This is a genomic window from Streptomyces sp. NPDC090119 (assembly GCF_044747085.1).
Taxonomy (GTDB): Bacteria; Actinomycetota; Actinomycetes; order Streptomycetales; family Streptomycetaceae; genus Streptomyces.
Window position 1 is genome coordinate 647,023 of record NZ_JBIVDK010000005.1, and the last position, 23,781, is coordinate 670,803.

Below are 23,781 nucleotides of genomic sequence, written 5' to 3' on the forward strand. Positions count from 1 at the left end.
GGACCGATGGGCTACTTCAGGTACACGATCCCGTCCGTCGTGATCGTCGGGCGGCCCGTCGTCGCGCGGACCACGATCTTCAGGGTGTGCTTCGCGCTGGTGGGCCAGGTCTTGGTCCAGAGGGCGTTGCGGTAGGCCGTGGTGGTGGACTTGAGGTCGGCGGTGGTGACCTTCGTGCCGTCGACGTAGATGTCCGCCTGGCCGGAGGTCGAGGCCCGGGAGACCACCCAGGCGACGGAACGGCCGGTGAACGTCCAGGTCAGCGAGGCGTTCCGGGTGCTGCTGCCGAGGGATTTGCCGCCGAGGTAGCTGGACGAGGACTTGGTGGTCCACGTGCCGCTCTTCGTCGCCGAGGTCTCCTGGAGGATCACCGGGGTGCCCGAGACGGAGGCGGTGGCGGAGTTGCCGATGGTGTCGTACGCCCGCAGCGTCCAGGCCGTCGCCGTACCGGACTTGGCGGTCTGGGCCGCGCTGGTGACCGTCGGGCCGTAGGTCTGGGCAAGGGGCGCGGTGAGGCGGGTCTCCTTCAGGGCGACGTTGTCCGCGGCCTTCCAGCCGAGGGTGAGCGGGACGCCGGTGGTGTTGACCGTGCCGGTCCGCAGGGAGAGGTTCGGCTTGGTGGTGAAGGTGGGCGCAGTGGTGTCGGCGACGACCGTCCGCGCGGTGCTGATAGCCGTACGGCCGGACTGGTGCACCGCCTTGACCTGCACCTGGTGCTTCCCCGCCGCCAGGGTCAGCTTCGCGGAGGTCGCGCTGCCCGTGGTCTTCACGGCCGTCTTGCCGTCGACGAGCACCTCGTACGACGAGATCAGCGCGGCCGGGGTGGTGGCGGACCAGCTCACCGTGAGCGGGCCGTTGGTGTACGGGGTGGTGCCGACGACGGCCGTGCCGGTGACCGTGCCGAGGGTGAGGCCGGTGACGGGGCCCGCGGCCAGGGTGCGGACGGTGCCGAGCGCGTCGTAGAACGCGTCACCGGGGCACAGGGTGTTGTAGCCGTCGCGGTGGCCGTGGATCGCGGGGAGGGTCAGTTCCTCGCCCGGCTCCCAGGTCCGGCCCTTCAGGTTCTGCCCGCTGAGCGCGGTGGTGAGCTTGACGGTCGCGTCCGGCTGGACCCCGTACTGGCCCAGCTTCCACGCGGCGAGGCGCGCGACCGAGGCCATCGCCGCCATCGGGGGCGGGGCGTCCATGTAGGTACCGAGGACGGCGATGCCGGTGGTCTGCGAGTTGAAGCCGTACGCGTGCGCGCCCACGACCGGCAGGTCCACCCCGCCCTTGCGGCCCTCGTAGATCGTCCCGCACTTGTCGACGACGAAGTTGTAGCCGAGGTCCTTCCAGCCCAGCCCCGTCACGTCGTACGTGTAGACCTGGTTGATGATCGACGGCGCCTCGGCGCAGGTGTAGTCGTTGGTCGAGGCGGTGTGGTGGACCACCACCGCCTTGATCTTCCCGTCGATGTACGTCGGCGCCTCCGGGCTGATGGTCTCGTCCGCGTGCCACCCCGAGCGGGGGGTGATCGGCGGCCGGGGAACCGTGGAGGGCGGTGCGGTGGGGACGGTGACCGAGGGGGAGGGCGAGGCGGAGTCCGAGGGGGACGCCGAATCGGTGGACCCGGTGCTCTCGGACGCCGAGGGCGACTCGGCCGGCGGCTCCGAGGTCTCCTCCGGGGACGACTCGGACGCCGAGGGCCCGGCGCTGGTCTCCTCAGGCGACTCAGGCGACTCAGGCGACTCAGGCGACTCCGGCGGCGCGGGCTCGGTGGTGGTGGCCTCGGGCGGCTCCGGCGACTCGGCCGGGGGATCGGTCTCGGCCGAGTCCGCGGTGTCGTCGGGGTCGTCCACGGCGTAGGCGGCGGGCTCGGCGTCGGCGCCGGTGCTCTTCCCGCCCGAGGTGACCATGTCGAGGCGGAGCCCGGCGGGCAGCTTCGACGTGGTCCTGCCGTTGATCCGCGCCTCGACGCCGTCGGATAGCCCGACCCACGCGGGCTCGGTGCCGCCCCGCGAGGCGTTCTGCTCGCCCGCGCCCCGGTCGCTGTCCAGCAGCAGCCAGTCGGACCACTTACCGGACTTCACGGCCCGCGACCGCACCTCCACCTTGCCGACCAGCTTGGCGGAGGGCTTCTCCCAGCTGACCCCCAGCATGCTGAACGGCTCGGCGTCCCGCCGGGCGAGCGTGGCGGCCGTCCCGTCCCCCCGGACGTCCAGCGCGGCCGACCGCACCCGGTCCCGTATCGGGGCGGCGGCGTTCTTCTGGTCGTGCCCGGAGTTCCCGCCGCTCACCCCCTGGACGACCAGCGTCCCGCACACGGCCGCCGCGACGACCGCGCCCGTCCCCCACCAACGTGCTCTCATACCGGTTCGGATGCCTTTCCCTGCGGTGACTGGTCGCCGGATACTTCACCACTCCCCCCTCCCCAGGGGGATTTGGTGAAGAAGATGACCAAAGAGGCACCGTATCTGAAGCGGTCATGCCATCCCGTGGCTTATACAGTTTTTTCCTTGGTCCAAACCATTCCGTGGGTTTCAGCGCCGCAGGGCGCGCGCCAGCCGGCCGAGCAGCACGGCGTTGCCGAGACCGGCCAGGGCGGTACCGGCGGTGAAGACCACCAGGCTCGGCCAGCCGCTCTCCATGGGCCCCGACACCGTGATGGCGACGATGCTGAGCGGTGCCGTGGTCATGAGCGGCCAGATCCCGGCGAAACCGGGGTCGGGCGACAGGCACACGGCGTAGAGGAAGAAGCCGATCGCCGCCGCGACCACGGCGAGGTACCCGCGCGCGAGCCAGTTGTCCACGGCGGGCGCCAGCAGGGTCCGTACCCGCCGCCGGTCGGGCGCGCCGGCGGATCTGGAGGCGAGGGCGCCGAGGGCGGCCGCGTTCCCGAGGGCGCCCAGCAGGAGCAGCCCGACCCAGAACCCGGTGGCCAGCACCTCCACCACCAGGCCGCCCTCGGTGCCGGGACCGAAGGGGAACGCCATGCCCAGGAAGGAGAGCGGCGCGGTGAGCGTCATCGGGTCCAGTCCGAACTGGCCCTCGGGGAAGGCGAACATGGCCACGGCGGAGGCGGCGAGCACCGCGAGATAGCCCCGCGAGAGCCAGTTGCCGGTGGCGAGGGTGAAGAGGCGGCGGGGGCGGACGGCGTGCGGCATCGAGGTCTCCTTCTGTTCGGTGACCTCCACAGTGCGGCCGGGCCGCGCGCCCGGGGATGAGTAGCCGTACTCAACCGGCCTGGGCAGGGTGTACACCGGTACGGAGTACAAAGGGGCGCACGCCCGCAGAGCCAAGAGTCCGGAGAGAGCGCGTCGATGCCCTACCCCCATGTCCTGCTGTCCGCCGCCGTCTCGCTCGACGGGTACCTGGACGACACCGGCCCCGAGCGGCTGCTGCTGTCCAGCCCCGCCGATTTCGACCGGGTGGACGAGGTGCGGGCGTCGGTGGACGCGATCCTCGTGGGGGCCGGGACGATCCGGGCCGACAACCCCCGCCTCCTGGTCAACTCGCCCGAGCGGCGGGTCGCGCGCGTGGCCGGGGGGAAGGCGGAGTACCCGCTGAAGGTGACCGTGACCGGCTCCGGCGACCTCGACCCGGCCGCCAACTTCTGGCACACCGGCGGGGAGAAGGCCGTCTACACGACGGACGAGGGGGCGAAGCGCGCCGCGGGCCTCCTCGGGGACACCGCCGACGTCGTGCCGCTCGGCCCCGGCCTCGACTGGCGGGCGCTGCTGGCGCATCTGCACGACGTGCGCGGCGTACGGCGGCTGATGGTCGAGGGCGGCGGCACCGTGCACACCCAGCTCCTCCAGCAGGGCCTGGCCGACGAACTCCAGCTGGTCCTCGCCCCGCTCTTCGTCGGCGACCCGGCCGCCCCCCGCCTCTTCGGCCCCGGCGCCTACCAGGGCGGCCGACTGCGGCTGACCGACAGCCGCCGGATCGAGGACGTCGTCCTGATGCGCTACGAGCCCACCGCCCCCGGCACCGGCCCGCTGGACACCGCCGCCGACCGGCACTGGCTGCGCACCGCCTGCGAGCTGGCCGCGCTCTGCCCGCCGTCGGCCACGGCCTTCAGCGTCGGCGCGGTGGTCGTCGCGGCGGACGGCACCGAGCTGGCGCGCGGACACTCCCGTGAGGGCGGCGACCCGGTGGTCCACGCCGAGGAGGCGGCCCTCGCCAAGCTGGACCCCGCCGACCCACGGCTGCCCGGCGCCACCGTCTACAGCAGCCTGGAGCCCTGCGCCCACCGCGCCTCCCGGCCCGTACCGTGCGCCGGGCTGATCCTCGCGGCCGGGGTACGCCGGGTGGTCACCGCCTGGCGCGAGCCGGACACCTTCGTCACCGCGGCCGACGGCGCCGGAGTGCTCGGCGCCGGGGGCGTGGAGGTGGTGACCGTGCCCGAGTACGCCGCTCTCGCACAGTCGCCGAACGCTCACCTCGTGCTCTGAGGCCCACGTCACGGCAGCGTGTGTGCATCGGACCCCGCGGATGACGTATGCTTGAGACACAACGACGCGGGGTGGAGCAGCTCGGTAGCTCGCTGGGCTCATAACCCAGAGGTCGCAGGTTCAAATCCTGTCCCCGCTACTGAAGACTCAGGGCCGGAATCCAGTAAACGGATTCCGGCCCTGAGTGTTTTCCGGGACGGCTGGTGTTCGTGAGTCACCAGCAAAACTCCTGTGACTCCTGAAGCGTGGTCAACTCGCCCTGTTCGGGCCGTTCCTGACCGATACGCACCCCGCCAGATCGTCAAACGATCAAGCTGAACGGGCTTGGAATCCAGTGTGCGTGTCTATTAACGTTCGATAACGCAGTGCGGTCGTTACAGCCGTCAGCAGAGACGGCGCCGTGCGCACACGTCGAATCCCGCAAGGGAACCGGGGACCCACCATCATGGGGTGAATCGCGCCCCGATCCGCCGTGCACCACCCTCGGAGCACGTCGGGTTTACGCGCGTAGGAGACCTTCCTGCTCCGAACCCGTCAGCTAACCCGGTAGACGGAGGAGGGAAAGGAGTGCGCCCGCGTGGCGTCCAACCGGCCTGCCCCACAAGCCCCGTTCGCGCCGGACGCGAGTGAGCCCTTCGCCTATGGCGCCCCCCGTGCCGAGGACGGCGCGTGGGAGGAGTGGAACCCCACCGAGGAGTCCCTGCCAGCGGTACGCGGCCGTCACCGGGTGGCCAAGCAGCGCGGCGGCGGACTCGCCCGCAGCTCCACCGTCCTCGGCGTCGGCGTCATCGCCGCCGTCGGCGCGGGTGGCATGGCGAGCGCCAACACCGGCAAGCCGCCCGTGTCCATCGCCATGCCCGACCTGCCCTCCGTGGGCTCCCTGATCGACGGGCACCACGCGGAGGCGCCCGCCGCCTCCCTCGCCGGTGTCGCCACCGCCACGGCCACCGCCACCGACGACTCCACCGCCGACGCGGGCGAGGCGCTGCGCAGCCGGATCATGGCGCAGGCCGAGCGGCAGCAGAGCAAGGCCGACAGCCGGGCCACCGCGGCCGCCGTCGCCAAGGCCGACCAGCAGGCCGCCGAGGCCGCCGCCAAGGCCGCGAAGGAAGCCTCCGTGAAGGCCGCCGAGGCCAAGAAGAAGGCCGAGGCCGACGCGGAGAAGAAGGCCGAGGCGGCCCGACTGGCCACGCTGGCCAAGCAGTACACCCTGCCGACCTCCTCGTACACGATCACCTCGACCTTCGGGCAGGCCGGTTCGATGTGGTCCTCCGGGTACCACACCGGGCTCGACTTCGCCGCGCCCACCGGCACGCTGATCAAGGCGATCCACGGCGGCACCATCACCGAGGCCGGCTGGGCCGGGGCGTACGGCTACCGCACGATCCTCACCCTGGACGACGGCACCGAGCTCTGGTTCTGCCACCAGTCCTCGATCAGCGTCAGCGCCGGGCAGAAGGTCTCCACCGGCGAGGTCATCGGCCGCGTCGGCGCCACCGGCAACGTCACCGGGCCGCACCTCCACCTGGAGGTCCACCCCGACGGCCAGCCGACCGGCATCGACCCCGGCGCCTGGCTGCGCGGCAAGGGGCTCACTCCCTGAGCGGCACTCCCCCGAGCGAGTGACCCCGACCCGGAATGGACGGGGCCCGAGTGATCGTTGAGGAGAGACATGACTGCTTCTCCGCGCAAGCTCGGTTCCTCCACCCTCGAGGTCTTCCCGCTCGCCCTCGGCGGCAACGTCTTCGGCTGGACCGCCGACCGGGACACGTCCTTCGCCGTCCTCGACGCCTACCGCGCCGCGGGCGGCAACTTCATCGACACCGCCGACTCCTACTCGTCCTGGGCCGAGGGCAACAAGGGCGGCGAGTCCGAGACCCTCATCGGCGAGTGGACCAAGGCCCGCGGCAACCGCGACCAGGTCGTCATCGCCACCAAGGTCAGTCAGCACCCCGACTACCAGGGTCTGGGCGCCGCCAACATCAAGGCCGCCGCCGACGCCTCCCTGCGCCGCCTGGGCACCGACCACATCGACCTCTACTACACCCACTTCGACCAGCCCGAGGTGCCGGTCGAGGAGATCATCGGCGCGCTGGACGAGCTGGTGCGGGCGGGCAAGGTCCGCTACATCGGCGCCTCCAACATCAGCGCCGAGCGGCTGAAGGAGTCCCTGGACTTCTCCGACCGCGCGGGCCTGGCCCGCTACGTCGCCCTCCAGCCGCACTACAACCTGGTCTCCCGCGACACCTACGAGGGCCCGCTCCAGGACGTCGCCGCCCGCGAGGGCCTGTCGGCCGTCCCGTACTTCGCGCTCGCCTCCGGCTTCCTCACCGGCAAGTACCGGCCCGGTACGACCGTCGACAGCGCCCGCGCCGGTTCGGCCGCCAAGCACCTCGACTCCGAGCGCGGGCAGAAGGTGCTGGCGGCCCTGGACGAGGTCGCCGCCGCCCATGACACCGCCGTCGCCACCGTCGCCCTGGCCTGGCTCGCCGCCCAGCCCACGGTCGCCGCGCCCATCGCCTCGGCCCGCACGGTCGACCAGCTCCCGGCCCTGGTGGACGTCGCCGAGCTGACGCTGACCCCGGCGGAACTGGACCGGCTGACGGCCGCTTCGGCCTGACCCGGCCGCCGATCCCGCCCTACGTGCGGTACGGGTTGTACCCCGCGTAGGGCGGCGCCGGATGCCCGTACCGCTGCCAGTACGGGACCGGGGCGGGCGGCGGGGCCGTGACGCGGGCCGCGTACTCCAGGGCCGGGCGGGAGGAGTCCCGGCGCTGCCACAGCGCGGCCAGCAGTTCGCGTTCCCGCGCGGCGAACTCGGTGCCCACGCGGCCCGCGCGGGCGCGGTGGCGCAGCAGCGCCAGTTCGGTGGCGTCGGACTCGTAGCGGACCACGGCGCGCGCGGCCGGGCGGCCGCCGAAGCAGCGGCGGGCGTGGTCGCGGGCCAGCCGACGGGCGCGCAGCGAGCCCAGGGCGAACGGCTCGGCGGGGCCCAGCCACCCGGCGTACACGTAGACGGGCAGTTCCTCGCGGGCCACCCGCAGTTCGCGCTGCCGGGACCGGATCAGCAGCCAGGCCAGCAGACCGAAGGCGGGGGCCATGAAACCGCCGTACACGACGAGGAAGCCGAACTGGCCGAAGGCGGCCGAGCCGTTCCACAGGGCGTGCAGGCCCATGGCGAGGAGCAGCCCGCCCACCGGGAACAGCACCCGGAGCACCGGCCGCCGCCGTCGGCCGGGCAGCGCGGCCAGGCCGAAGCCGATGCCCGTGCACACGGTGAACAGGGGATGCGCGAACGGCGACATCACGGCGCGCACGAAGAAGGTCGCGGCGGTCACGGAGACGAACCCCGAGGTGCCGATGGACTGGTCGGTGCCGAAGGCGTTGCCCAGATAGAGGATGTTCTCGGTGAACGCGAACCCGGTCGCGGTCACCCCGGCTATCGCGGCCCCGCCGACCGGCCCGGTGAAGTCCCGTCTGCGGAAGACGAACACCAGCAGGACGGCGGCGGCCTTCGCGGACTCCTCCACCACCGGCGCGATCACCGTCGCGCCGAGCGTGTCGGCGCCGGAGGGGTTCGCGGTGGTGGTGGCGATCCATTGGGTGGCGAAGCTGTTGGCGACGATGGCGATCAGTGCCGCCGCACAGGCGCCCCACGCGAACGCGAAGAGCAGGTTCCGCCAGGGCCCGGGGCGTACCCGGTCCAGCCAGCGGAACGCGGCTATCAGCCAGGGCACCGGCACCACGGCGAGCCCCAGCCCGACGAGGAAACCCTCCGTACCGGTCTGCCTGCGCACCAGCGCCAGGATCACCAGCCCGGACAGCGCCAGCAGCGCGATCAGCGACCCGTGCCGCACCCACTGCCGCCGCCACCAGGGCGGCCGGGGGCCTTCGCCGGTGGGGTGGGGCGGGTACGCGGAACTGATGGCCACAGCATCGACCCTAACGGTGACCGGGCCGGACGGCCTCGGGCTTTACGCCCCGCTGAGCTACGGGTTCTCGTGCGGTACGCGGCGGAACAGCAGGTCGTTCACCACATGGCCCTTGTCCAGGCCCTGGCCCTCGAACCGGGTCAGCGGCCGGAACGCGGGGCGCGGGGCGAACCCGCCGTCCGCGTGGGTGTTCGCGAAGTCCGGGTGCGCGTCGAGCACCTCGAGCATCTGCTCGGCGTACGGCTCCCAGTCGGTCGCGCAGTGCACGGTCGCGCCGGGCGCCAGCCGGGTCGCGGCCAGGGTCAGGAACTCGGGCTGGATCAGCCGCCGCTTGTGGTGCCGCTTCTTCGGCCAGGGGTCGGGGAAGTAGACGCGGAGCCCGTCGAGGGAGTCGGGGGTGAGCATCTCCCGCAGCAGGATGATCGCGTCGCCGTTGCCGACCCGGACGTTGGACAGTCCGCCCTGCTCGGCGAGGTTCAGCAGATTGCCCTGGCCGGGGGTGTGCACGTCCACGGCGAGGATGTTGGTGTCCGGGTCGGCCGCCGCCATCTGCGCGGTGGCCTCGCCCATGCCGAAGCCGATCTCCAGCACGACCGGGTTGGCGTTGCCGAACAGCTCCGCCAGGTCGATGACCCGCTGCCCGTCGATGTCCAGCCCCCACTGCGCCCACAGCCGGGCCAGCGCGTCGGCCTGGCCGGTGGTGACCCGGCTGCGGCGGGGCTGGAAGCTGCGGATGCGCCGCTCGAAGTGCGATCCGGCCGGGTCGGGCCGCGGGCCGTCCGGGAACCGGGGCTCGCCCTTGCTCCGGGAGGTCCGGGCGGACGGTCCGGGCGCCGGGGTGTGCGGCGCGGCGTCGGCGGGCCGGGTGGCTTCGGGGGTGTTCACGGAGTCAGACACAGTGGCTCCGATTTTAGGCGCTCCGAGCAGCGGGCCCCTGCCGTGGACGGGGGTGCGCTCGGTCACGGGGGCCGGAAGCGACGCTCACAGCGCCCGCAGCATCTCCAGCGTGCGGCGGCTCACCTCGCGCCCGATCGGCAGGGACGCCGTGGCCGCCGGGGACGGGGCGTTGAGTACGTGCACCGCGCGGGCGCCCTCGCGGATGAGGAAGTCGTCGACCAGGGTGCCGTCCCGCGTCACCGCCTGCGCGCGCACTCCGGCCGGTGCCCGCACCAGGTCCCGCTCCTCCACACCGGGCACCAGACGGCGCACCGCGTCCAGGAAGGCGGGCTTGGACACCGACCGGCGCAGCTCGCCCGCGCCGTACCGCCAGTGTCTGCGGGCCAGGGCCCACGCGCCGGGCCAGCTCGCGGTGCCCGCCAGCTCGCGCGGGCGGACCACGCCCCAGCCGTACCCCTCGCGGGCGAGCGCCGGGACCGCGTTGGGGCCGACGTGCACGCCCCCGTCGAGGCCCTTGGTGAGGTGGACGCCGAGGAAGGGAAACGCCGGGTCGGGCACCGGATAGACCAGGCCGCGCACCAGCTCGGGGCGGGCCAGCTCGTAGTACTCGCCCCGGAACGGCACGATCCGTACGCCCGGCTCGTCGCCGGTGAGGCGGGCCAGGTCGTCGCAGTACAGCCCCGCGCAGTTCACCAGGACGCGGGCGCGGACCACCTGCCCGGCCGAGGTCAGCACCGCCACGCCGCGCTCGGGGCGCCGGTCCACCCGGACGACCCGCGAGCCGTACCGGATCTCGGCGCCCGAGGCGCGGGCCAGCTGCCGGGCGACGGCCGTGAAGTCGCAGACGCCGGTCGTGCCGACGTGGATCGCGGCCAGACCGCGCACCTCCGGCTCGTACTCGGCGATCTGGGCGCCGCCCAGCTCACGGACCGGGATGCCGTTCTCCCGGCCGCGCTGCACCAGGGCGTGCAGCCGGGGCAGCTCGGCGCGGTCGGTGGCGACGATCAGCTTGCCGGTGACGGAGTGGTCGATGCCGTACTCCGCGCAGAACTTGATCATCTCGGCGGCGCCGCGCACCGCGTACCGCGCCTTGAGCGAGCCCGGCCGGTAGTAGATGCCGCTGTGCACGACCCCGCTGTTGCGGCCCGTCTGGTGGCGGGCCGGGCCGGGCTCCTTCTCCAGCACGGTGACCCGCGTGCCGGGCGCGGCGCGCGTCAGGGCGTACGCCGTCGACAGCCCGACGATGCCGCCACCGACCACCAGCACATCGCAGTCGTACGCGTCCGCCCGCACCTGCACCACCTCCCGACCTCGATAGTGCACTGCGCCACTGACAACGCCTTCAAACCGCGCCAGCGAACCCTTGTGCCATCTAGGCGGGTGCCATCAGCAGCGGGCGGGCCCGTTCGCGGAGCTCCACCACCCGCGGCTCGTCGCCGTAGGGCTCCAGGCGGTGCAGGAGGTCCTTGACGTACTCGGTGGTGCGCGCGGAGGAGATGCGGCCCGCCACCTCGACCGCCCGTACGCCCTGCTCGCAGGCGGCGTCCAGGTTGCCCGACTCCAGCTCGGCCACCGCGGAGACCACCAGGCGCAGCCCGTGCGAGCGGACGAATTCCTCGGTCGGCTTGGACAGCGCCTGCTCGGTGAAGCGGCGGACCTGGCGGGGTGCCTTGAGGTCGCGGTAGCACTCGGCGGCGTCGGCGGCGAAGCGGTCGTAGCCGTAGAAGCCGAGCCAGGTCGGGTCGCTGTCGCCCTCGCGGGACCGCTCCAGCCAGCCCTCGGACGACTTCAGGGCGGCGCCCGCCGCGTGCGCGTCGCCCGCGCGCGCGTGGGCCCGCGCCTCGACCAGCCGGAAGAAGCTCATCGTGCGCGCGGTGGCCAGCCCCCGGTTCCGCTCCAGCGCCGCCTGCGCGAGGTCCACGCCCTCGTCGCCGAAGCCCCGGTAGGTCGCCTGGAGGGACATGGAGGCGAGGACGTAGCCGCCGAGCGGGACGTCGGCCGCCGCGCGGGCCAGCCGGAGCGCCTGGATGTAGTACCGCTGGGCCGCCTCCTGCTGGCCGGTGTCGAAGGCCATCCAGCCCGCCAGCCGGGTCAGTTCGGCCCCCGCGCCGAACAGGGCGCGGCCCACCTCGTCGGAGTAGGAGCCGAGCAGCAGCGGAGCCGCCTCCACCCGCAGGCACTCCGGCACCATGGACGAACGCCAGTCACCGCCCCCGTACTTGGAGTCCCAGCGCCGGGCGTCCTCGGCGGCCTCCCGGAGCTTCTGCACATCGCTGTGGCCGACTTTGATCGGTGCGGAGGCGCCCTCGGCGGAGTTCGCCTCCCGCTCGACCGAACTGTCGGCGGGGGTTATCAGCCATCGGGAAGCGGGCGTCGCGTAGGCGCTCACGGCGAACGACCCGGCCAGCGACTGCCAGATCCCGCCCGACCCGGCACGGCGTCCGGCGAGGTCCAGGCGGTACAGGTCGGTCGCCGAGCGCACCGCCTGCCCCACGTCGCGCGGGAAGGCGAGACCCACCTCGGGCGCGGGGTCGGCGTCGGCGAGGCCGATCTCGTGCAGCGGCACCGGCCGGCCGAGCTTCTGCCCGATCGCGGCCGCGATCAGATGCGGCGCCGCACCCTGCGGCACCATCCCCTTCGACACCCAGCGCGCGACCGAGGTCTTGTCGTAGCGAAGGGTCAGACCCCGTTGCGCGCCCAGGTCGTTGACCCGGCGCGCGAGGCCCGCGTTGCTGATTCCCGCGAGGGCGAGAACGGTGCCGAGTTTCTCGTTCGGCCCGCGTTGCTCCCTGGACATGCGCCACCCCTCGACACAGACGGCTGCCCCGCTGGCATAACCGCGCGGCATTCGTAAACACAGCGTAGTTCGCCGCATCCCAAGCGTTAAGGGGCATTGTTCCGGATGGCGTGATTGCGGTCCGTACGGGAGTACGGCCCTGTACGCACCGTGCACGGAGCGTCGCGGCGTGCCCCCACGCGTGTGGCCGTGCGCCTGTCCGTGCGCTCTTCTCCGGCCACCGGGGGAGCGGTTCCATGGCTCTGCGTGGGTCGGCCCGCTGTACTTGAGTCCAGTGGGCTGGGGGACGCCGCCGCCTACATCCCCGCGGGCGGCGGACCGGTCCGGGAGGCGACGCCCGCCTCCCGGGCCGTGCGCGCTCGCCGGGCCGCCGTGCGTTCCGCAGGGCCTGTACGGAGCGTGCTCAAATCCTGTGCCCTGTCGCCAATTTGGCCGAAAACAGCCGTCGTTCCGCTTCCGTCATTCCCGTTCCCACCACGGCACTTGAGGGCGCGAAGGGCGTTCCGGGGGAGTGAAGCGGGGCGCATTCGCATCGCTCCCGCTTCTCATCCGTCGTGGACGGCGCGGGAGTTCATCCTGCCCGCCGTACCCCGTCGTATCCCGGCGGCGCGTCGGGTCCTGCCGTGTTTCCTGCTGATTTCCCTCGATTTTCCCTCGATCGAAGGCGGCGCCACCACCCTTCCCCGGCGCGTTCTTCATGGCAGCATGGGTCCGGTTCGTGCGGTGCACTGGTGGTCCACAGCCTGTGGAGGCGTCGATGCGGTGGTTGGTGGGGTGGAGCAGCACCGCCGCGCGCGCCCTCGGCGCCGCCGACTCCGCGGGCGCCACCGGGTACGAGGGCGAGACCCTGCGCCCCGTCGGCTCCCACCTCCTGTGGGGCGACCCCGACCCGCTGTGGGCCGTCGGCGACTGGCGCCCCGACGAGGTCCGCGTGGTCCACGCCGACGCGCAGAACCGCATCGCCGTCCTCGGCATCTGCGGCGCCTCCGACGAGGAGCTGCGGCGCGGTCTGTTCACCGCCCGCGGCGGCGCCCTGCGCCATCTCACCGCCTGGCCGGGCAGCTACACCGCCGTCGTCCAGGCCGGCCGGCGCATCACGGTCTGCGGCGACCTCGCGGGCGCCCGCCCGGTCTTCCACGCTCCCTGGGACGGCGGCACCGCCTTCGCCACCGCCGCCCTCCCGCTCGCCGACCTCACCGAGGCCAACCTCGACTTCGGCCACCTCGCCGCCCTCCTCGCCGCCCCCGAGGTACCGGCCGCGCTGCGCGACACCACCCCCTACGAGGGCGTGCGCCGCGTCGCGCCGGGCCACGCGCTGGTGCTGCGCGCCGGAGCACGCGAGATCGTCGGCTACGAGCCGGTCGCCTCCCTCGCCGTCGCCGCGGCACCCGTCGACCCCGACCGCGCGGTGGACGCCGTACGGGACGCCCTGGTGGAAGCCGTACGGGTCCGGCTCGCCGCCCCCCGGCACGTCCCCGGACTCGACCCCGGCCCGGTGCCCGGCATGGGCCCGGCCGAACGGCGGGCGGCCCGCGGCATGCCGGTGCCCGGCATCGGCGCCGACCTCTCCGGCGGCCCCGCCTCCGGCACCCTGGCCCTGCTCGCCGCCGGACTCCCCGGCAGACCCGGCACCCTCCTCGGACACGGCACCGGCGCGGGCGAACGCCTCCTCGCCGTCACCTTCAACGACCTGGCCGTCGGCGGCCGCGAGGCCGAGGTCGAGCGCGCCGGAGCCCTCGCCGCCAACCCCCGCCTGCACCACGTGGTCGTCACCGGCGCCGAGGACACCCTCCCCTACGCCGACCTCGACGGCCCCCTCACCGACGAACCCGGCCCCTCCCTGATCACCGCCGCCCGGCACCGCGCCCGGCTCGCGGCGGGCAGCGCCGACCACTTCACCGGCCACGGCGCCCGCCAGGTGCTGGACGCCCACCCGGCCCGCCTGGCCGACCTGCTGCTGGACCGCCAGCGGCGCCACCTGGTCCGCCCGGTCGCCGCCCTCACCCGCGCCGACGGCTCGGTCCTGGTCCCCGCCCGGGTGTACGGCGCCGCCCGGCGACTGTCCCGTACCCCGTACCGCACCGGTCTGGAGGCGCTGGCCGAGCGGCTGATGCGGCGGCGGTTCGACGAGCCCAAGGGGCCGGTCGGTGCCTCGCTCGCCGCGCTGGCCTGGGCGAGACCCGGTCCGGCCGCCCGGTGGCTCACGGGGGAGGCGCTGGCCGAAGTGTCGGCTCTGCTCCAGACCGGCGCCGACCGGGCGGCCGGCGGGCCCGGACAGAGACCCGGCGAGTTCCGCGCCCGTACCGTCCTCGCCCGGCACGCGGCCGACCTCCGCGTCCTCGAACAGGCCGCCGAGGTCCGCTCCCAGCGGCTGCACGCCCCCTTCCTCGACAACCAGGTCGTCCGGGCCTGCCGCGACCTCCCCGAGGCCCTGCGCGTCAAACCCGGTGCCCGTTCCGCCGTCCTGCGCACGGTGCTGGAGGGCGCCGGGGTCACCGACCTCCCGCCCGGCTGGGGCACCCCGTCCCACGCCTCCTCGGCCGCCGCCGCCCGCGCGGGCCTGCGGCTGGCCGCCGACTCCCTGGTCGACCTCTTCGACACCCCGCTGCTCGCGGACGCCGGTCTGGTCGAGGCCCGCGTGGTCCGCAAGGCCCTGCGGGAAGCCGCCTCCGGCGAACCCCTCCCGCTGGACGGCCTCGCCGAACTCGTCTCCCTGGAGATCTGGCTGGGCCGCCTCCTGGCCCGCCGGGGCACCTGCTGGACCGGCACCCCGGCCCGCGCCCGCGCCGTCCCGTCGGGCATCGCCCCGCAGCGGGGGGCGCTGCGGGCGGGAGCCCGCCCCAGCTAACCGCAGCTGAAGCGGGACTTGGCCCAGTCCGCCAACGCGGTCTGGTCGAAGGCGGTGCCGCGGGGCTCCACCACCAGTCGTACCGTCTTCCGCCCGGCCAGGTTCACATGGACCGGTACCGCCGGGTCGCCGCCGGACACCGTGCCGGACCGCCAGAGGCGGACGCCGTCCGCGTACACCGCGAAGGCGACCTTGCCGAGGCCCAGCGTCATGTCGTCCACGCCGACCAGCGCGTCATAGGCGGTGCACTCGCGGTTGAGGTCGACGGTCACCGAGGAGTCGCCGCGCACCGTGACACCGGGGGAGTAGCGCTCCCCGCCGATCGACATGCCGTACCGCTGCCACACCCAGCTGCTCTCGCCGAGCCGGACCTCGGGCTCGGAGCCGTCGCCGGTGAGGTCGTAGCTCAGCTCGCTCAGCTCGTAGGACCGGGGCGGGGGCGGCGGAGGGGTGGGGGTCGGGGTCGGCGTGGGGGTCGGCTTCGGGGGTGTGGGGGTGGGCGTGGGCGTCGGGGTCGGCCTCGGCTTGGGCGTCGGCTTCGGGGCCGGAGTCGGGGTGGGCTTGGGGGGCGGCGTCGGCTTCGGCTTCGGTGCGGGCTTCTCCGCCACCGGGACGACGGGGGCGGGCGCGGGGGGAGCGGGCGGAGCGGGCGGCTTCGGCGCGGGCTCCTGCTTCTTGGCCGGTGGGGGCGCGGGCGGCGGGGTCTGCTGGATCACCGGGGCGGACGGGGAGGGCTCCGCGATCTCCTTGGCCGGTTGGCTGTCGTTCACCAGTGCCAGGGCCACCACGGCGGCGGCCACCGCGACCACACCGGTGGCGATCCCCGCCTTCACCGGCGCGCCCAGCCCCTCCGAGGCCGCGCCACCGCCCGCCGCACCGCCACCGGTGGACCCGGTCGCGGCAGCGGCGGCACCCGCGGCGCCCACGCCTGCGCCACCGGCGATGACACCGAGCGCCTTGGCGTACCCGGCGGCGCCGAACCAGCCGATGACCGCGATCGGAACGACGGCCGGGATGCCCCCGGCGACTTCCTCGATCTGCGCCGCCGCCAGACGGCACTTGGCGCACTCCTCCAGGTGCTTGCGCAGCCCGCGTTCCGCCCGGACGCGCAGCTTGCGACGCGCGTAGCTCCCGAGCTGGTCGGCGTAGCGCGCGCACTCCTCGTCGTTCACCAGGGTCGCGCTGACGTGCGCCTGGAGGTACGCCTGCTTCAGCCCCTCGCGCGCCCGACTGGCCAGCACCCGCGTGCCGTTGGCGTCGAGCCCGAACAGCACGGCCACCTCGCTGGGCGACTCGTCCTCCACCTCGGTGTGCCAGAGCACCGCCTGCCAGCGCTCGGGCAGCGAGCGGAACGCCTGCATCGCCAGGGTCTGCTCGGCCTCGTGCATCGCGCGTACGTCGGCCCCCAGATCGGCGCCGAAGGCACCCAGGGGTCCGGTGTCGTCGGCCACCTCGGCCGCCCTGGCCGCCTGCTGGGCGAACACCGCGAAGTCGTCGACGAGTTGCTCGCGCTTGGCGGACTGAGTCCAGTGCGCGGCGACCCGGCGCACCGAGGTCAGCAGATAGGCGCGCACCGCGTACTCGGGGCCCGAACCGCCGCGCACCGCCTGCAGCATGCGGGCGAACACCTCGGCGGTGAGGTCGTCGGCGGTGTGCCCGTCCCGGCAGCAGGTACGCGCGTAGCGTCGCACCGCGTCCGCGTGCCGCCGGTACAGCTCCTCGTATGCCGAGTCGTCCCCGGCGCGCATCCGCTCGATCAGCTCGCCGTCGGCGGGAGGCGCGTCCGGCGGGGGCGGCAGCGCACTGCCCTCGCGCTGGGCCGGGAGACTCGCCCCGGCCCGCTCACCGCCGCCGCCCGACGCACCCCGGCCGCCCTGGCTCGGCACCTGCGGAGAGGTCAGTCCCCCGGCCTCCGCGTCACCGCCACCGTCGGCGCGCGCGCCGTCCCACCCGTCAACGCCCATCGTGTAAAGCCCCCGACACCGGCACAGCCCAATCCTTTACGGGCTCAGCGTGCCATAGCCGTATTCATCACCGGTCCACTCGTCCGACCCGTCACTCATCCGAGCGGAAGTTTCACCAACCACCCGCAAACAGTTCCGAACAAGCGGCCCCAGTACGGGGGTTGAGCGTGCCGATGCTCCGCTACGCGGGCCGGGACCGCAGTCCCTCCAGCAGGATGTCCAGCAGCCGGGCGGAGGCGGCCGCCTGCTGCGCCGCGTCCGGCAGCGCGGGCGCCGCCGTGGCGATCACCAGCAGCACGTCCGACACCGACACGTCGGCCCGCAGCTCACCGGCCGCCCGCGCCCGCTCCACCAGCTGACCGACCACGTCCAGCAGCGCCGCCGTACCCGGCTCGCCGCCCGCGCGGTCCCCGTCCACCAGCCGCAGTTCCCCGGCACCCGCCTGGGAACGCTGCTGCGGCACCCGCGCCTCCTCGGCCACGGGGGCGACAGACGGCACGGAGGGCACGGAGGTGACGGGCGCGGGGCTCTCCTCCGCGACACCCACCCGCAGCACCTGCGGCGGCAGCAGCCGACCCGCGCCGGACGCCACCGAGGTGCGCAGGAAGCGGGAGAGCGCCGACCACGGCTCGTCCTCCTGCCCGAGCGCGGTCCGCGCCTGCTCGGTCAGCCGCGCGGTCTCCTCCTCGGCGATCCGCCGCACCAGCACGTCCTTGCTGGGGAACCGCCGGTACACCGTGCCCACACCGACCCGCGCCCGCCGCGCCACGTCCTCCATCGGCGCGCCGTACCCCAGCTCGCCGAACACCTCACGCGCCGCCCTCAGCACGTGCTCCAGATTGCGCTGCGCGTCCACCCGCAGCGGCGCCGCGCGCCCGCCGCCCGTCCGTCCGGCCGACGCGAGGGGCGCCGCTGACCAGTGCGTGTCCTGAACATGCATGTCTTCCCCCGGTAATGACGTCTCCCCCCGGAGACTCCCCGCCATTGATTCCGAAAGCGCGGAAACTGGCGCCGGTCCTGAGCGGGCCCCCATCCGGCGGCCCTCTCGACGACCCTCCCGCACCCCGTCGACACAGCAACATAGTTGAGCGGGAGTCAATTCAGAAGGGGTAGGTTCCGCACAGTGCGCCCCTCGATCGGAGTACGAGCCATTTATGTCCGGATTCCGCGCCCCCGCCCCTCCCGCGTCCAGCCCCGCCTCCGGTCACACAAATTGCCGAGGCTGTGGACAAACAACAGCGCCGGGTGCGTCATGGGATGGTGAAGGAACGCGCGCGCATCCTGGTCGTCGGCGGGGGCCACGTCGGCATGTACACCGCCCTGCGTCTCCAGCGGAAACTGAAACGGCAGCTCAGACAGGGTGACGTCGAGATCACCGTGGTCAGCCCCGACCCCTATATGACGTATCAGCCGTTCCTTCCCGAGGCGGCCGCCGGCTCGATCTCCCCGCGCCATGTCGTCGTACCCCTGCGCCGCGTCCTGCCCGACTGCCGCGTCGTCATCGGTGAGATCACCGCCGTCGACCACGCCGTACGCACCGCCGCCGTCACCACCCTCGCCACCGAGCGGCACGGCCGCGCCGCCGAACTCATCGGCTACGACGAACTCGTCCTCGCCCCCGGCTCCGTCTCCCGCACCCTGCCCGTCCCCGGCCTCGCCGAGCACGCCATCGGCTTCAAGACCGTCGAGGAGGCCATCGGACTGCGCAACCACGTCATCGAGCAGATGGACATCGCCTCCTCCACCCGCGACCCCGCCCTGCGCGACGCCGCCCTCACCTTCGTCTTCGTCGGCGGCGGCTACGCCGGGGTGGAGGCCCTCGGCGAACTCGAGGACATGGCCCGCTACGCCGCCCGCTACTACCCCAACCTCCGCGCCGAGGACATGAAGTGGGTCCTGGTCGAGGCCACCGACCGCGTCCTCCCCGAGGTCGGCCCCGAGCTGGGCCGCCACACCGTCACCCAGCTCCGCCGCCGCAACATCCAGGTGCTGCTGAACACCCGCCTGGAATCCTGCGCCGACCGCGTCGCCGTCCTCAGCGACGGCCGCCGCTTCCCCACCCGCACCGTCGTCTGGACCGCGGGCGTCAAACCCCACCCGGTGCTCGCCGCCACCGACCTCCCCCTCGACCCGCGCGGCAGGCTCCGCTGCACCGCCGAACTCGCCGTCGAGGGCACCGAGCACGCCTGGGCCGCGGGCGACGCCGCCGCCGTACCCGACGTCACCGCCACCGGGCCCGGCGCCACCACCGCGCCCAACGCCCAGCACGCGCTGCGCCAGGCCAGGGTCCTCGGCGACAACATCGTGCACACCCTGCGCGGCGAACCCCTGCGCACCTACGCCCACCGGCAGCTCGGCTCCGTCGCCTCCCTCGGCCTGCACCAAGGCGTCGCCCAGGTGTACGGGCGCAGGCTCACCGGCCGCCCCGCCTGGCTGCTGCACCGCGCCTACCACCTCAGCCGCCTGCCCACCGTCAACCGCAAGGCCCGCGTCCTCGCCGAATGGACCCTCGCCGGACTCTTCAAACGGGAGATCGTCTCCCTCGGGTCACTCGAACACCCACGGGCCGAGTTCGAACTCGCGGCCGGTGGAAAGCCCCCACGGCGGCACCCGGACCCCCCGAAGGGGTCGTCCTGACCGGAGCCGGGAACTCCCCGGCCCGTACGGGCGTCTGACGGATGTCGCCGCGGACGGCCACCTGCCAGACTGCTCCACATCCTCGGACGGGCAACAGCCCGCCCTCAGCACACGCGAGGCTTTCCCCACTGTGAACTTCACGCGCTGGAGCGCCCGGCTCCCCGGAACGCAGCGCCGCGCCGCAGCGCGGACCGAGCAGCCGGTCCCCCCGGACCGGCGGAGCGAGAACCCGGTGCCCGCCGCCCGCGCCGGACACCCCGCCTCCGCCGTCGACGAACTGCCCGCCCGCGAGGTCCTCGACCGCGTCCCGGCCCTCGTCGCCCTGGTCCACGGCCCCGACCACCGCCTCGCCCACGTCAACACCGCCTACGCCGCCGCCTTCGGCCCCCGCGCCCCCGGCACCCCGGCCCGCGACACCCTCCCCGAACTCGCCGAGCTTGGCCTCCTCCCCCTCCTCGACCAGGTGCTGCGCAGCGGCAGACCCCGCACCCTGAAGTCCCGCAAGGCCGTCGACGGCCGCTCCTACACCTTCACCTGCACCCCGGTCACCGGCCACGGCGACCGCGACGCGGGCGTACTCGTCTTCGCCACCGACGTCACCGACCACGCCGAGGCCGCCGAACGCCTGCGCGCCAGCGAACGCACCCAGCGCCAGACCGCCGTCACCCTCCAGCGCTCCCTGCTCCCCCAGGACCTCGAGGAACCCGACGACCTGCGCGTGGCCGCCACCTACCAGCCCGGCGGCACCGAGGCCGCGGTCGGCGGCGACTGGTACGACGTCATCACCCTCGGCGGCGGCCGCACCGCCCTCGTCATCGGCGACGTCATGGGCCGGGGCGTGCGCGCCGCCGCCGTCATGGGCCAGCTCCGCACCGCCGTCCGCGCCTACGCCCGCCTCGACCTCCCCCCGCACGAGGTCCTCCAGCTCCTCGACGGCCTCGCCGTGGAGATCGACGCCAACCAGATCGCCACCTGCGTCTACGCCGTCCACGACCCCAACGAGGGCCGCCTCGTCTACGCCTCCGCCGGACATCTGCCGATCCTCGTCCGCGACGAGAACGGCGAGGTCCTGCGCGCCGACGAACCCACCGGCCCCCCGCTGGGCACCGGCGGCTGGGTCCACTCCTCCGGCTCCGTCCCCCTCGGCCCCGGCGCCACCGCCGTCCTCTACACGGACGGCCTGGTCGAACGGCGCGACCAGGACCTGGACGAGGGCATCGCCGCCCTGGCCCGCGCCCTCTCCGGTGCCACCGGCACCCCGCAGGTCGTCTGCGACCGCCTGGTCCGCTCGGCAGGCGTCACCGCCGACCACGACGACGACGTGGCCGTCCTCGTCCTCCAGCACCCCCACCGCACCGGCCCCGCCGCCGACCTCTTCCGCAACGCGGCCCTGGACCTCCTCGGCGGCGTCGAGGCGGCCCCGCGCGCCCGCGCCTTCGCCTCCGGCGTGCTCACCAGCTGGCGCTTCCCCACCGAACTGCACGACCTCGGCGTCCTGGCCACCAGCGAGCTGGTCGCCAACTCCCTCCAGCACGGCACCCCGCCCATGCGACTGAGGCTGCGCCGCACCGACCGCCGCCTGACCATCGAGGTCACCGACGGCGACGACCACCTGCCGCGCCGCCGCCGCGCCGACCCGGCCGACGAGTCCGGCCGCGGCATCGACATCGTCGCCACCATCGCCTCCAACTGGGGCTCCCGCCGTACACCGGGCGGCGGCAAGGCGGTCTGGTGCGAGTTCCTGCTCCCGAAGCGCTAGCTCTCCGTACACACGGAACATACGGAAGGGCCGGAAGCACGATGTGCTCCCGGCCCTTCTGCCGTGTACGTCCTTCTTATGCGCTGACCGACTCCGCCGGAGCACCGCCCCGCGCCACGACCCGGCTCTTGGCCTGCGCGGCCCACGGGTGGTCCTGCGCGGGCGTGAGCCGTCGGCCCAGCCGCACCGCCAGCACACTGATCGCCACCGAGAACAGCGCGAACGTCACGATGTACGGCCCGTGCAGCGAAGCCCCGAGCGGCCCGCCGATGGCCGGCCCGACCGCCAGCGCCAGCTGCTTGACCAGTGCGAACGCGGAGTTGTACTGCCCGGCCATGCCCTCCGGCGCCAGATCGGCGACCAGCGGCGCCACGGTCGGCGACAGCATCGCCTCCCCCAGCCCGAACAGCGCGTACGTCGATACGAACGCGGCCGTGGCCATCTCCTGGCTGCCGTGCCCGAGCCCGGCGTACCCCGCCGCCAGCCAGGCGACGGTCCAGATCAGACCGACCACCGCGATCACCCGGGACCGGCGCCGCCGCTCGACCAGCTTCAGCACGGCGAACTGCGCCACGACGATCATCATCGTGTTGGCGGCGAGCGCGGTGCCCAGCGTGGACGTGGATATCCCGGCGGCCTCGACGCCGTACGCGCTCAGACCGGACTCGAACTGGCCGTAGCAGGCGAAGAACAGCACGAAGCCCAGCACGCAGAGCTGGACCATCGCCCGGTTCTGAACGAGCTGTCGCCAGCCGCCCTTGGCCGCGCCGGAGGGCAGGTCGGTGATGCGCGGGGCGCGCGGCATCTTCACCGTCGCCATCAGCACGGCGAGCAGCACGAAGATCGTGGCCTCGATGGTGAACAGCACGGTGAAGGAGGAGGCGCGGCTCGTGTCGACCAGGTGGCCGCCTATGAGCCCGCCGACGCCCAGACCGAGGTTCTGCAGGAAGAACTGCATGGCGAACGCCCGCGACCGGGTCGCGGAGGTCGAGCAGTCCACGATCATCGTCGCCAGCGCGGGCTGCATCACCGCCTGCCCGGCACCGAGTGCGGCGGCGGTCAGCAGCACGGACACCGCACTGCCCGCCAGCCCCAGGCCCAGGGCGCCGAGCGCGGACAGGACCAGGGCGACGAGCAGGACGGGCAACGGACCGCGCCGGACGATCGCCCGCCCGGCGAACGGCAGCGCGATGAGCGCCGCCACGGCGAAGACGGCGAGCACGAGTCCCGCCGTCATGGCCCCCAGCCCTCGCACCTGCGCCACATAGACGTACAGATACGGGACCGTGAAGCCGAGTCCGAACGCGCTGAGCGCGTTGCCCACGTGGATGCGGGGCATCGCCGCCCCCATCGCCCTGGTCACGTTCACCTCTTCCACAAGTTAGGAGTGAAGACTTCAAAGCTAAAGTTCGAAGCTAAAGACTACATGTCGAAGGACTTCAAGGCAAAGATTCCCCGTGCCATACTCCTTGCCATGGCCGACAACGCCGGCGTGCCGGAGCCGACACTCGAAGAACAGATCGCCGCCTACCAGCGCGAGTTCCAGGACCTCGACCCCCAGGTCGAGGAGATCGTGTCGGCGCTGTCCCGGCTGAACCGCCGGATGAACGTGGCCTACGGCCGCCAGACCGCCGAGCTGGGCATCAGCAACGCGGAGTGGGAAGTACTGAAGGCCCTGGTGCTTTCCGGTGCCCCCTACCGGATGGGCCCCGGCGAGCTGGCCAAGCGGCTCGGCCTCACCCCCGCCGCCATGACCCACCGGATCGACCGCATGGTCACCGAGGGCCTGGTCACCCGCGAGCGCGACGAGTCCAACCGCGTCCGTGTCATCGTGGAGCTGACCACCGAGGGCCGGGAGAAATGGCTCGAGGCGATGCGCATGGCGACGGTCTTCGAGGAGGACCTGCTCCAGGACCTCACCTCCGGGGAACGCTCCGTACTGGGAGAGGTGCTCGCCAGGCTCCTCCGCCGCGTGGAGCACGCCCAGCCAGACGCCGAGGGCCGGCTCTCCGACCTGGACTGATGGCCCGACCAGGGCCGCTGGAAAAAATCTTGACAGGGGGGCTTGACCCGCCCCTGGCGAGTCCGTAGAGTTCTTCGGGTTGCACGGAGCCGTAACGGTTCTCCGCAACACCTCGCCGCCTGGTGCGGCACCTCAAACCAACCAGTACGACCATCCCCCTGGGATTGCTTTCGGCACGTCCGAATTCAATTCGAATGGGAACCAGCAGCCCGATTAGGAACTGCCAGGGTTGATCGGCTAGAGTTTGAGACGTCGGAACGGCCCAGCGGGCCGGGAAGACAACCCCCTCTGACTGGGAATCAGACGCCGAAAGGATCTGATAGAGTCGGAACCGCCGGAAAGGGAAACGCGAAAGCGAAGAACTGGAAAGCACCGAGGAAATCGGAACGGAAACGGTCTGATAGAGTCGGAAACACCGAAGGGAAGCCCGGAGGAAAGCCCGAGAGGGTGAGTACAAAGGAAGCGACCGTTCCTTGAGAACTCAACAGCGT

17 protein-coding genes, 1 tRNA gene and 1 riboswitch are annotated in these 23,781 nt (G+C 73.2%); of the genes, 8 read left to right on the top strand and 10 right to left on the bottom strand.

The window, feature by feature from the left end; all coding sequences use genetic code 11:
* Positions 1-11: 11 nt before the first annotated feature.
* Both ACIPPM_RS24510 and ACIPPM_RS24515 read right to left on the bottom strand, forming a co-directional pair.
* The gene (locus ACIPPM_RS24510; RefSeq protein ID WP_401451411.1) at positions 12-2,348 is read right to left on the bottom strand and encodes an N-acetylmuramoyl-L-alanine amidase; all 2,337 of its coding nucleotides are present in this window, start codon (positions 2,346-2,348) and stop codon (positions 12-14) included.
* 171 nt (positions 2,349-2,519) lie between these two features.
* Positions 2,520-3,143, bottom strand: a complete 624-nt coding sequence (locus ACIPPM_RS24515; RefSeq protein ID WP_401451413.1) for an SCO4225 family membrane protein — start codon at positions 3,141-3,143, stop codon at positions 2,520-2,522.
* A gap of 156 nt (positions 3,144-3,299) precedes the next feature.
* Between ACIPPM_RS24515 and ACIPPM_RS24520 the strand changes: the two genes are divergently transcribed.
* The 4 genes from ACIPPM_RS24520 (at position 3,300) to ACIPPM_RS24535 (ending at position 7,053) form a co-directional block, all read left to right on the top strand.
* Complete coding sequence (locus tag ACIPPM_RS24520) at positions 3,300-4,433, top strand: dihydrofolate reductase family protein (RefSeq protein ID WP_401451416.1); 1,134 nt, start codon at positions 3,300-3,302, stop codon at positions 4,431-4,433.
* A gap of 65 nt (positions 4,434-4,498) precedes the next feature.
* A tRNA-Met gene (locus ACIPPM_RS24525) sits at positions 4,499-4,572 on the top strand.
* Positions 4,573-4,832: 260 nt separating this feature from the next.
* Positions 4,833-5,001: riboswitch (cyclic di-AMP (ydaO/yuaA leader) on the top strand.
* 9 nt (positions 5,002-5,010) lie between these two features.
* A complete protein-coding gene (locus ACIPPM_RS24530) occupies positions 5,011-6,036 on the top strand; it encodes a M23 family metallopeptidase (RefSeq protein WP_401451418.1) in 1,026 nt (341 codons plus the stop codon).
* A gap of 69 nt (positions 6,037-6,105) precedes the next feature.
* Positions 6,106-7,053: an aldo/keto reductase gene (locus ACIPPM_RS24535; RefSeq protein ID WP_401451420.1), complete on the top strand. Its 948-nt coding sequence runs from the start codon at positions 6,106-6,108 to the stop codon at positions 7,051-7,053.
* A gap of 19 nt (positions 7,054-7,072) precedes the next feature.
* Here the strand turns inward: ACIPPM_RS24535 and ACIPPM_RS24540 are convergent, their stop codons facing one another.
* The 4 genes from ACIPPM_RS24540 to ACIPPM_RS24555 form a co-directional block, all read right to left on the bottom strand.
* Complete coding sequence (locus tag ACIPPM_RS24540; protein ID WP_401451423.1) at positions 7,073-8,365, bottom strand: PrsW family intramembrane metalloprotease; 1,293 nt, start codon at positions 8,363-8,365, stop codon at positions 7,073-7,075.
* Between the two features lie 57 nt (positions 8,366-8,422).
* On the bottom strand, positions 8,423-9,262 hold the full coding sequence (gene trmB, locus ACIPPM_RS24545) for a tRNA (guanosine(46)-N7)-methyltransferase TrmB (RefSeq protein WP_401451426.1): 840 nt from the start codon (positions 9,260-9,262) through the stop codon (positions 8,423-8,425).
* 84 nt (positions 9,263-9,346) lie between these two features.
* Positions 9,347-10,564: an L-2-hydroxyglutarate oxidase gene (gene lhgO, locus ACIPPM_RS24550; RefSeq protein WP_401451429.1), complete on the bottom strand. Its 1,218-nt coding sequence runs from the start codon at positions 10,562-10,564 to the stop codon at positions 9,347-9,349.
* A gap of 70 nt (positions 10,565-10,634) precedes the next feature.
* Positions 10,635-12,059, bottom strand: coding sequence for an MFS transporter (locus tag ACIPPM_RS24555; protein WP_393605280.1), 1,425 nt, complete (start codon positions 12,057-12,059; stop codon positions 10,635-10,637).
* A gap of 757 nt (positions 12,060-12,816) precedes the next feature.
* Between ACIPPM_RS24555 and ACIPPM_RS24560 the strand changes: the two genes are divergently transcribed.
* Positions 12,817-14,907 (top strand): asparagine synthase-related protein, encoded by a 2,091-nt coding sequence (locus tag ACIPPM_RS24560; RefSeq protein ID WP_401451432.1) that lies wholly within the window; start codon positions 12,817-12,819, stop codon positions 14,905-14,907.
* On the opposite strand, the gene ACIPPM_RS24565 is transcribed toward ACIPPM_RS24560, so the two are convergent.
* Both ACIPPM_RS24565 and ACIPPM_RS24570 read right to left on the bottom strand, forming a co-directional pair.
* Positions 14,904-16,871 carry a sigma-70 family RNA polymerase sigma factor gene (locus ACIPPM_RS24565; RefSeq protein ID WP_401451435.1) on the bottom strand — a complete coding sequence of 656 codons (1,968 nt, stop codon included), beginning with the start codon at positions 16,869-16,871 and terminating at the stop codon, positions 14,904-14,906. The genes ACIPPM_RS24560 and ACIPPM_RS24565 overlap by 4 nt on opposite strands.
* 181 nt (positions 16,872-17,052) lie before the next feature.
* Positions 17,053-17,811 carry a TetR/AcrR family transcriptional regulator gene (locus ACIPPM_RS24570; protein WP_401451438.1) on the bottom strand — a complete coding sequence of 253 codons (759 nt, stop codon included), beginning with the start codon at positions 17,809-17,811 and terminating at the stop codon, positions 17,053-17,055.
* Between the two features lie 317 nt (positions 17,812-18,128).
* Between ACIPPM_RS24570 and ACIPPM_RS24575 the strand changes: the two genes are divergently transcribed.
* Complete coding sequence (locus ACIPPM_RS24575) at positions 18,129-19,508, top strand: NAD(P)/FAD-dependent oxidoreductase (RefSeq protein ID WP_401451441.1); 1,380 nt, start codon at positions 18,129-18,131, stop codon at positions 19,506-19,508.
* 130 nt (positions 19,509-19,638) lie between these two features.
* Positions 19,639-21,267: a SpoIIE family protein phosphatase gene (locus ACIPPM_RS24580; RefSeq protein ID WP_401451443.1), complete on the top strand. Its 1,629-nt coding sequence runs from the start codon at positions 19,639-19,641 to the stop codon at positions 21,265-21,267.
* Positions 21,268-21,343: 76 nt separating this feature from the next.
* Here ACIPPM_RS24580 and ACIPPM_RS24585 read toward each other — a convergent pair whose 3' ends face one another.
* Entirely contained in the window at positions 21,344-22,606 is a 1,263-nt protein-coding gene (locus tag ACIPPM_RS24585; protein WP_401451521.1) for an MFS transporter, read from the bottom strand.
* A gap of 135 nt (positions 22,607-22,741) precedes the next feature.
* On the opposite strand from ACIPPM_RS24585, the gene ACIPPM_RS24590 reads away from it, so the two are divergent.
* Entirely contained in the window at positions 22,742-23,290 is a 549-nt protein-coding gene (locus tag ACIPPM_RS24590) for a MarR family winged helix-turn-helix transcriptional regulator (RefSeq protein ID WP_389003213.1), read from the top strand.
* A 299-nt stretch (positions 23,291-23,589) separates the two neighbouring features.
* Here ACIPPM_RS24590 and ACIPPM_RS24595 read toward each other — a convergent pair.
* Positions 23,590-23,781 (bottom strand): hypothetical protein (locus tag ACIPPM_RS24595; RefSeq protein ID WP_401451445.1); only part of this gene is annotated, 192 nt, incomplete at its 5' end.

What these genes read in the sequence shown, in the direction of transcription:
- ACIPPM_RS24560 (WP_401451432.1), top strand. Translation starts at nt 12,817, where the DNA reads ATGCGGTGGTTGGTGGGGTGGAGCAGCACCGCCGCGCGCGCCCTCGGC.
- ACIPPM_RS24535 (WP_401451420.1), top strand. Translation starts at nt 6,106, where the DNA reads ATGACTGCTTCTCCGCGCAAGCTCGGTTCCTCCACCCTCGAGGTCTTC.
- ACIPPM_RS24590 (WP_389003213.1), top strand. Translation starts at nt 22,742, where the DNA reads ATGGCCGACAACGCCGGCGTGCCGGAGCCGACACTCGAAGAACAGATC.
- ACIPPM_RS24570 (WP_401451438.1), bottom strand. Translation starts at nt 17,811, where the DNA reads ATGCATGTTCAGGACACGCACTGGTCAGCGGCGCCCCTCGCGTCGGCC.
- ACIPPM_RS24510 (WP_401451411.1), bottom strand. Translation starts at nt 2,348, where the DNA reads ATGAGAGCACGTTGGTGGGGGACGGGCGCGGTCGTCGCGGCGGCCGTG.
- ACIPPM_RS24585 (WP_401451521.1), bottom strand. Translation starts at nt 22,606, where the DNA reads ATGCCCCGCATCCACGTGGGCAACGCGCTCAGCGCGTTCGGACTCGGC.
- ACIPPM_RS24565 (WP_401451435.1), bottom strand. Translation starts at nt 16,871, where the DNA reads ATGGGCGTTGACGGGTGGGACGGCGCGCGCGCCGACGGTGGCGGTGAC.
- ACIPPM_RS24555 (WP_393605280.1), bottom strand. Translation starts at nt 12,059, where the DNA reads ATGTCCAGGGAGCAACGCGGGCCGAACGAGAAACTCGGCACCGTTCTC.
- ACIPPM_RS24575 (WP_401451441.1), top strand. Translation starts at nt 18,129, where the DNA reads ATGGTGAAGGAACGCGCGCGCATCCTGGTCGTCGGCGGGGGCCACGTC.
- ACIPPM_RS24515 (WP_401451413.1), bottom strand. Translation starts at nt 3,143, where the DNA reads ATGCCGCACGCCGTCCGCCCCCGCCGCCTCTTCACCCTCGCCACCGGC.
- ACIPPM_RS24520 (WP_401451416.1), top strand. Translation starts at nt 3,300, where the DNA reads ATGCCCTACCCCCATGTCCTGCTGTCCGCCGCCGTCTCGCTCGACGGG.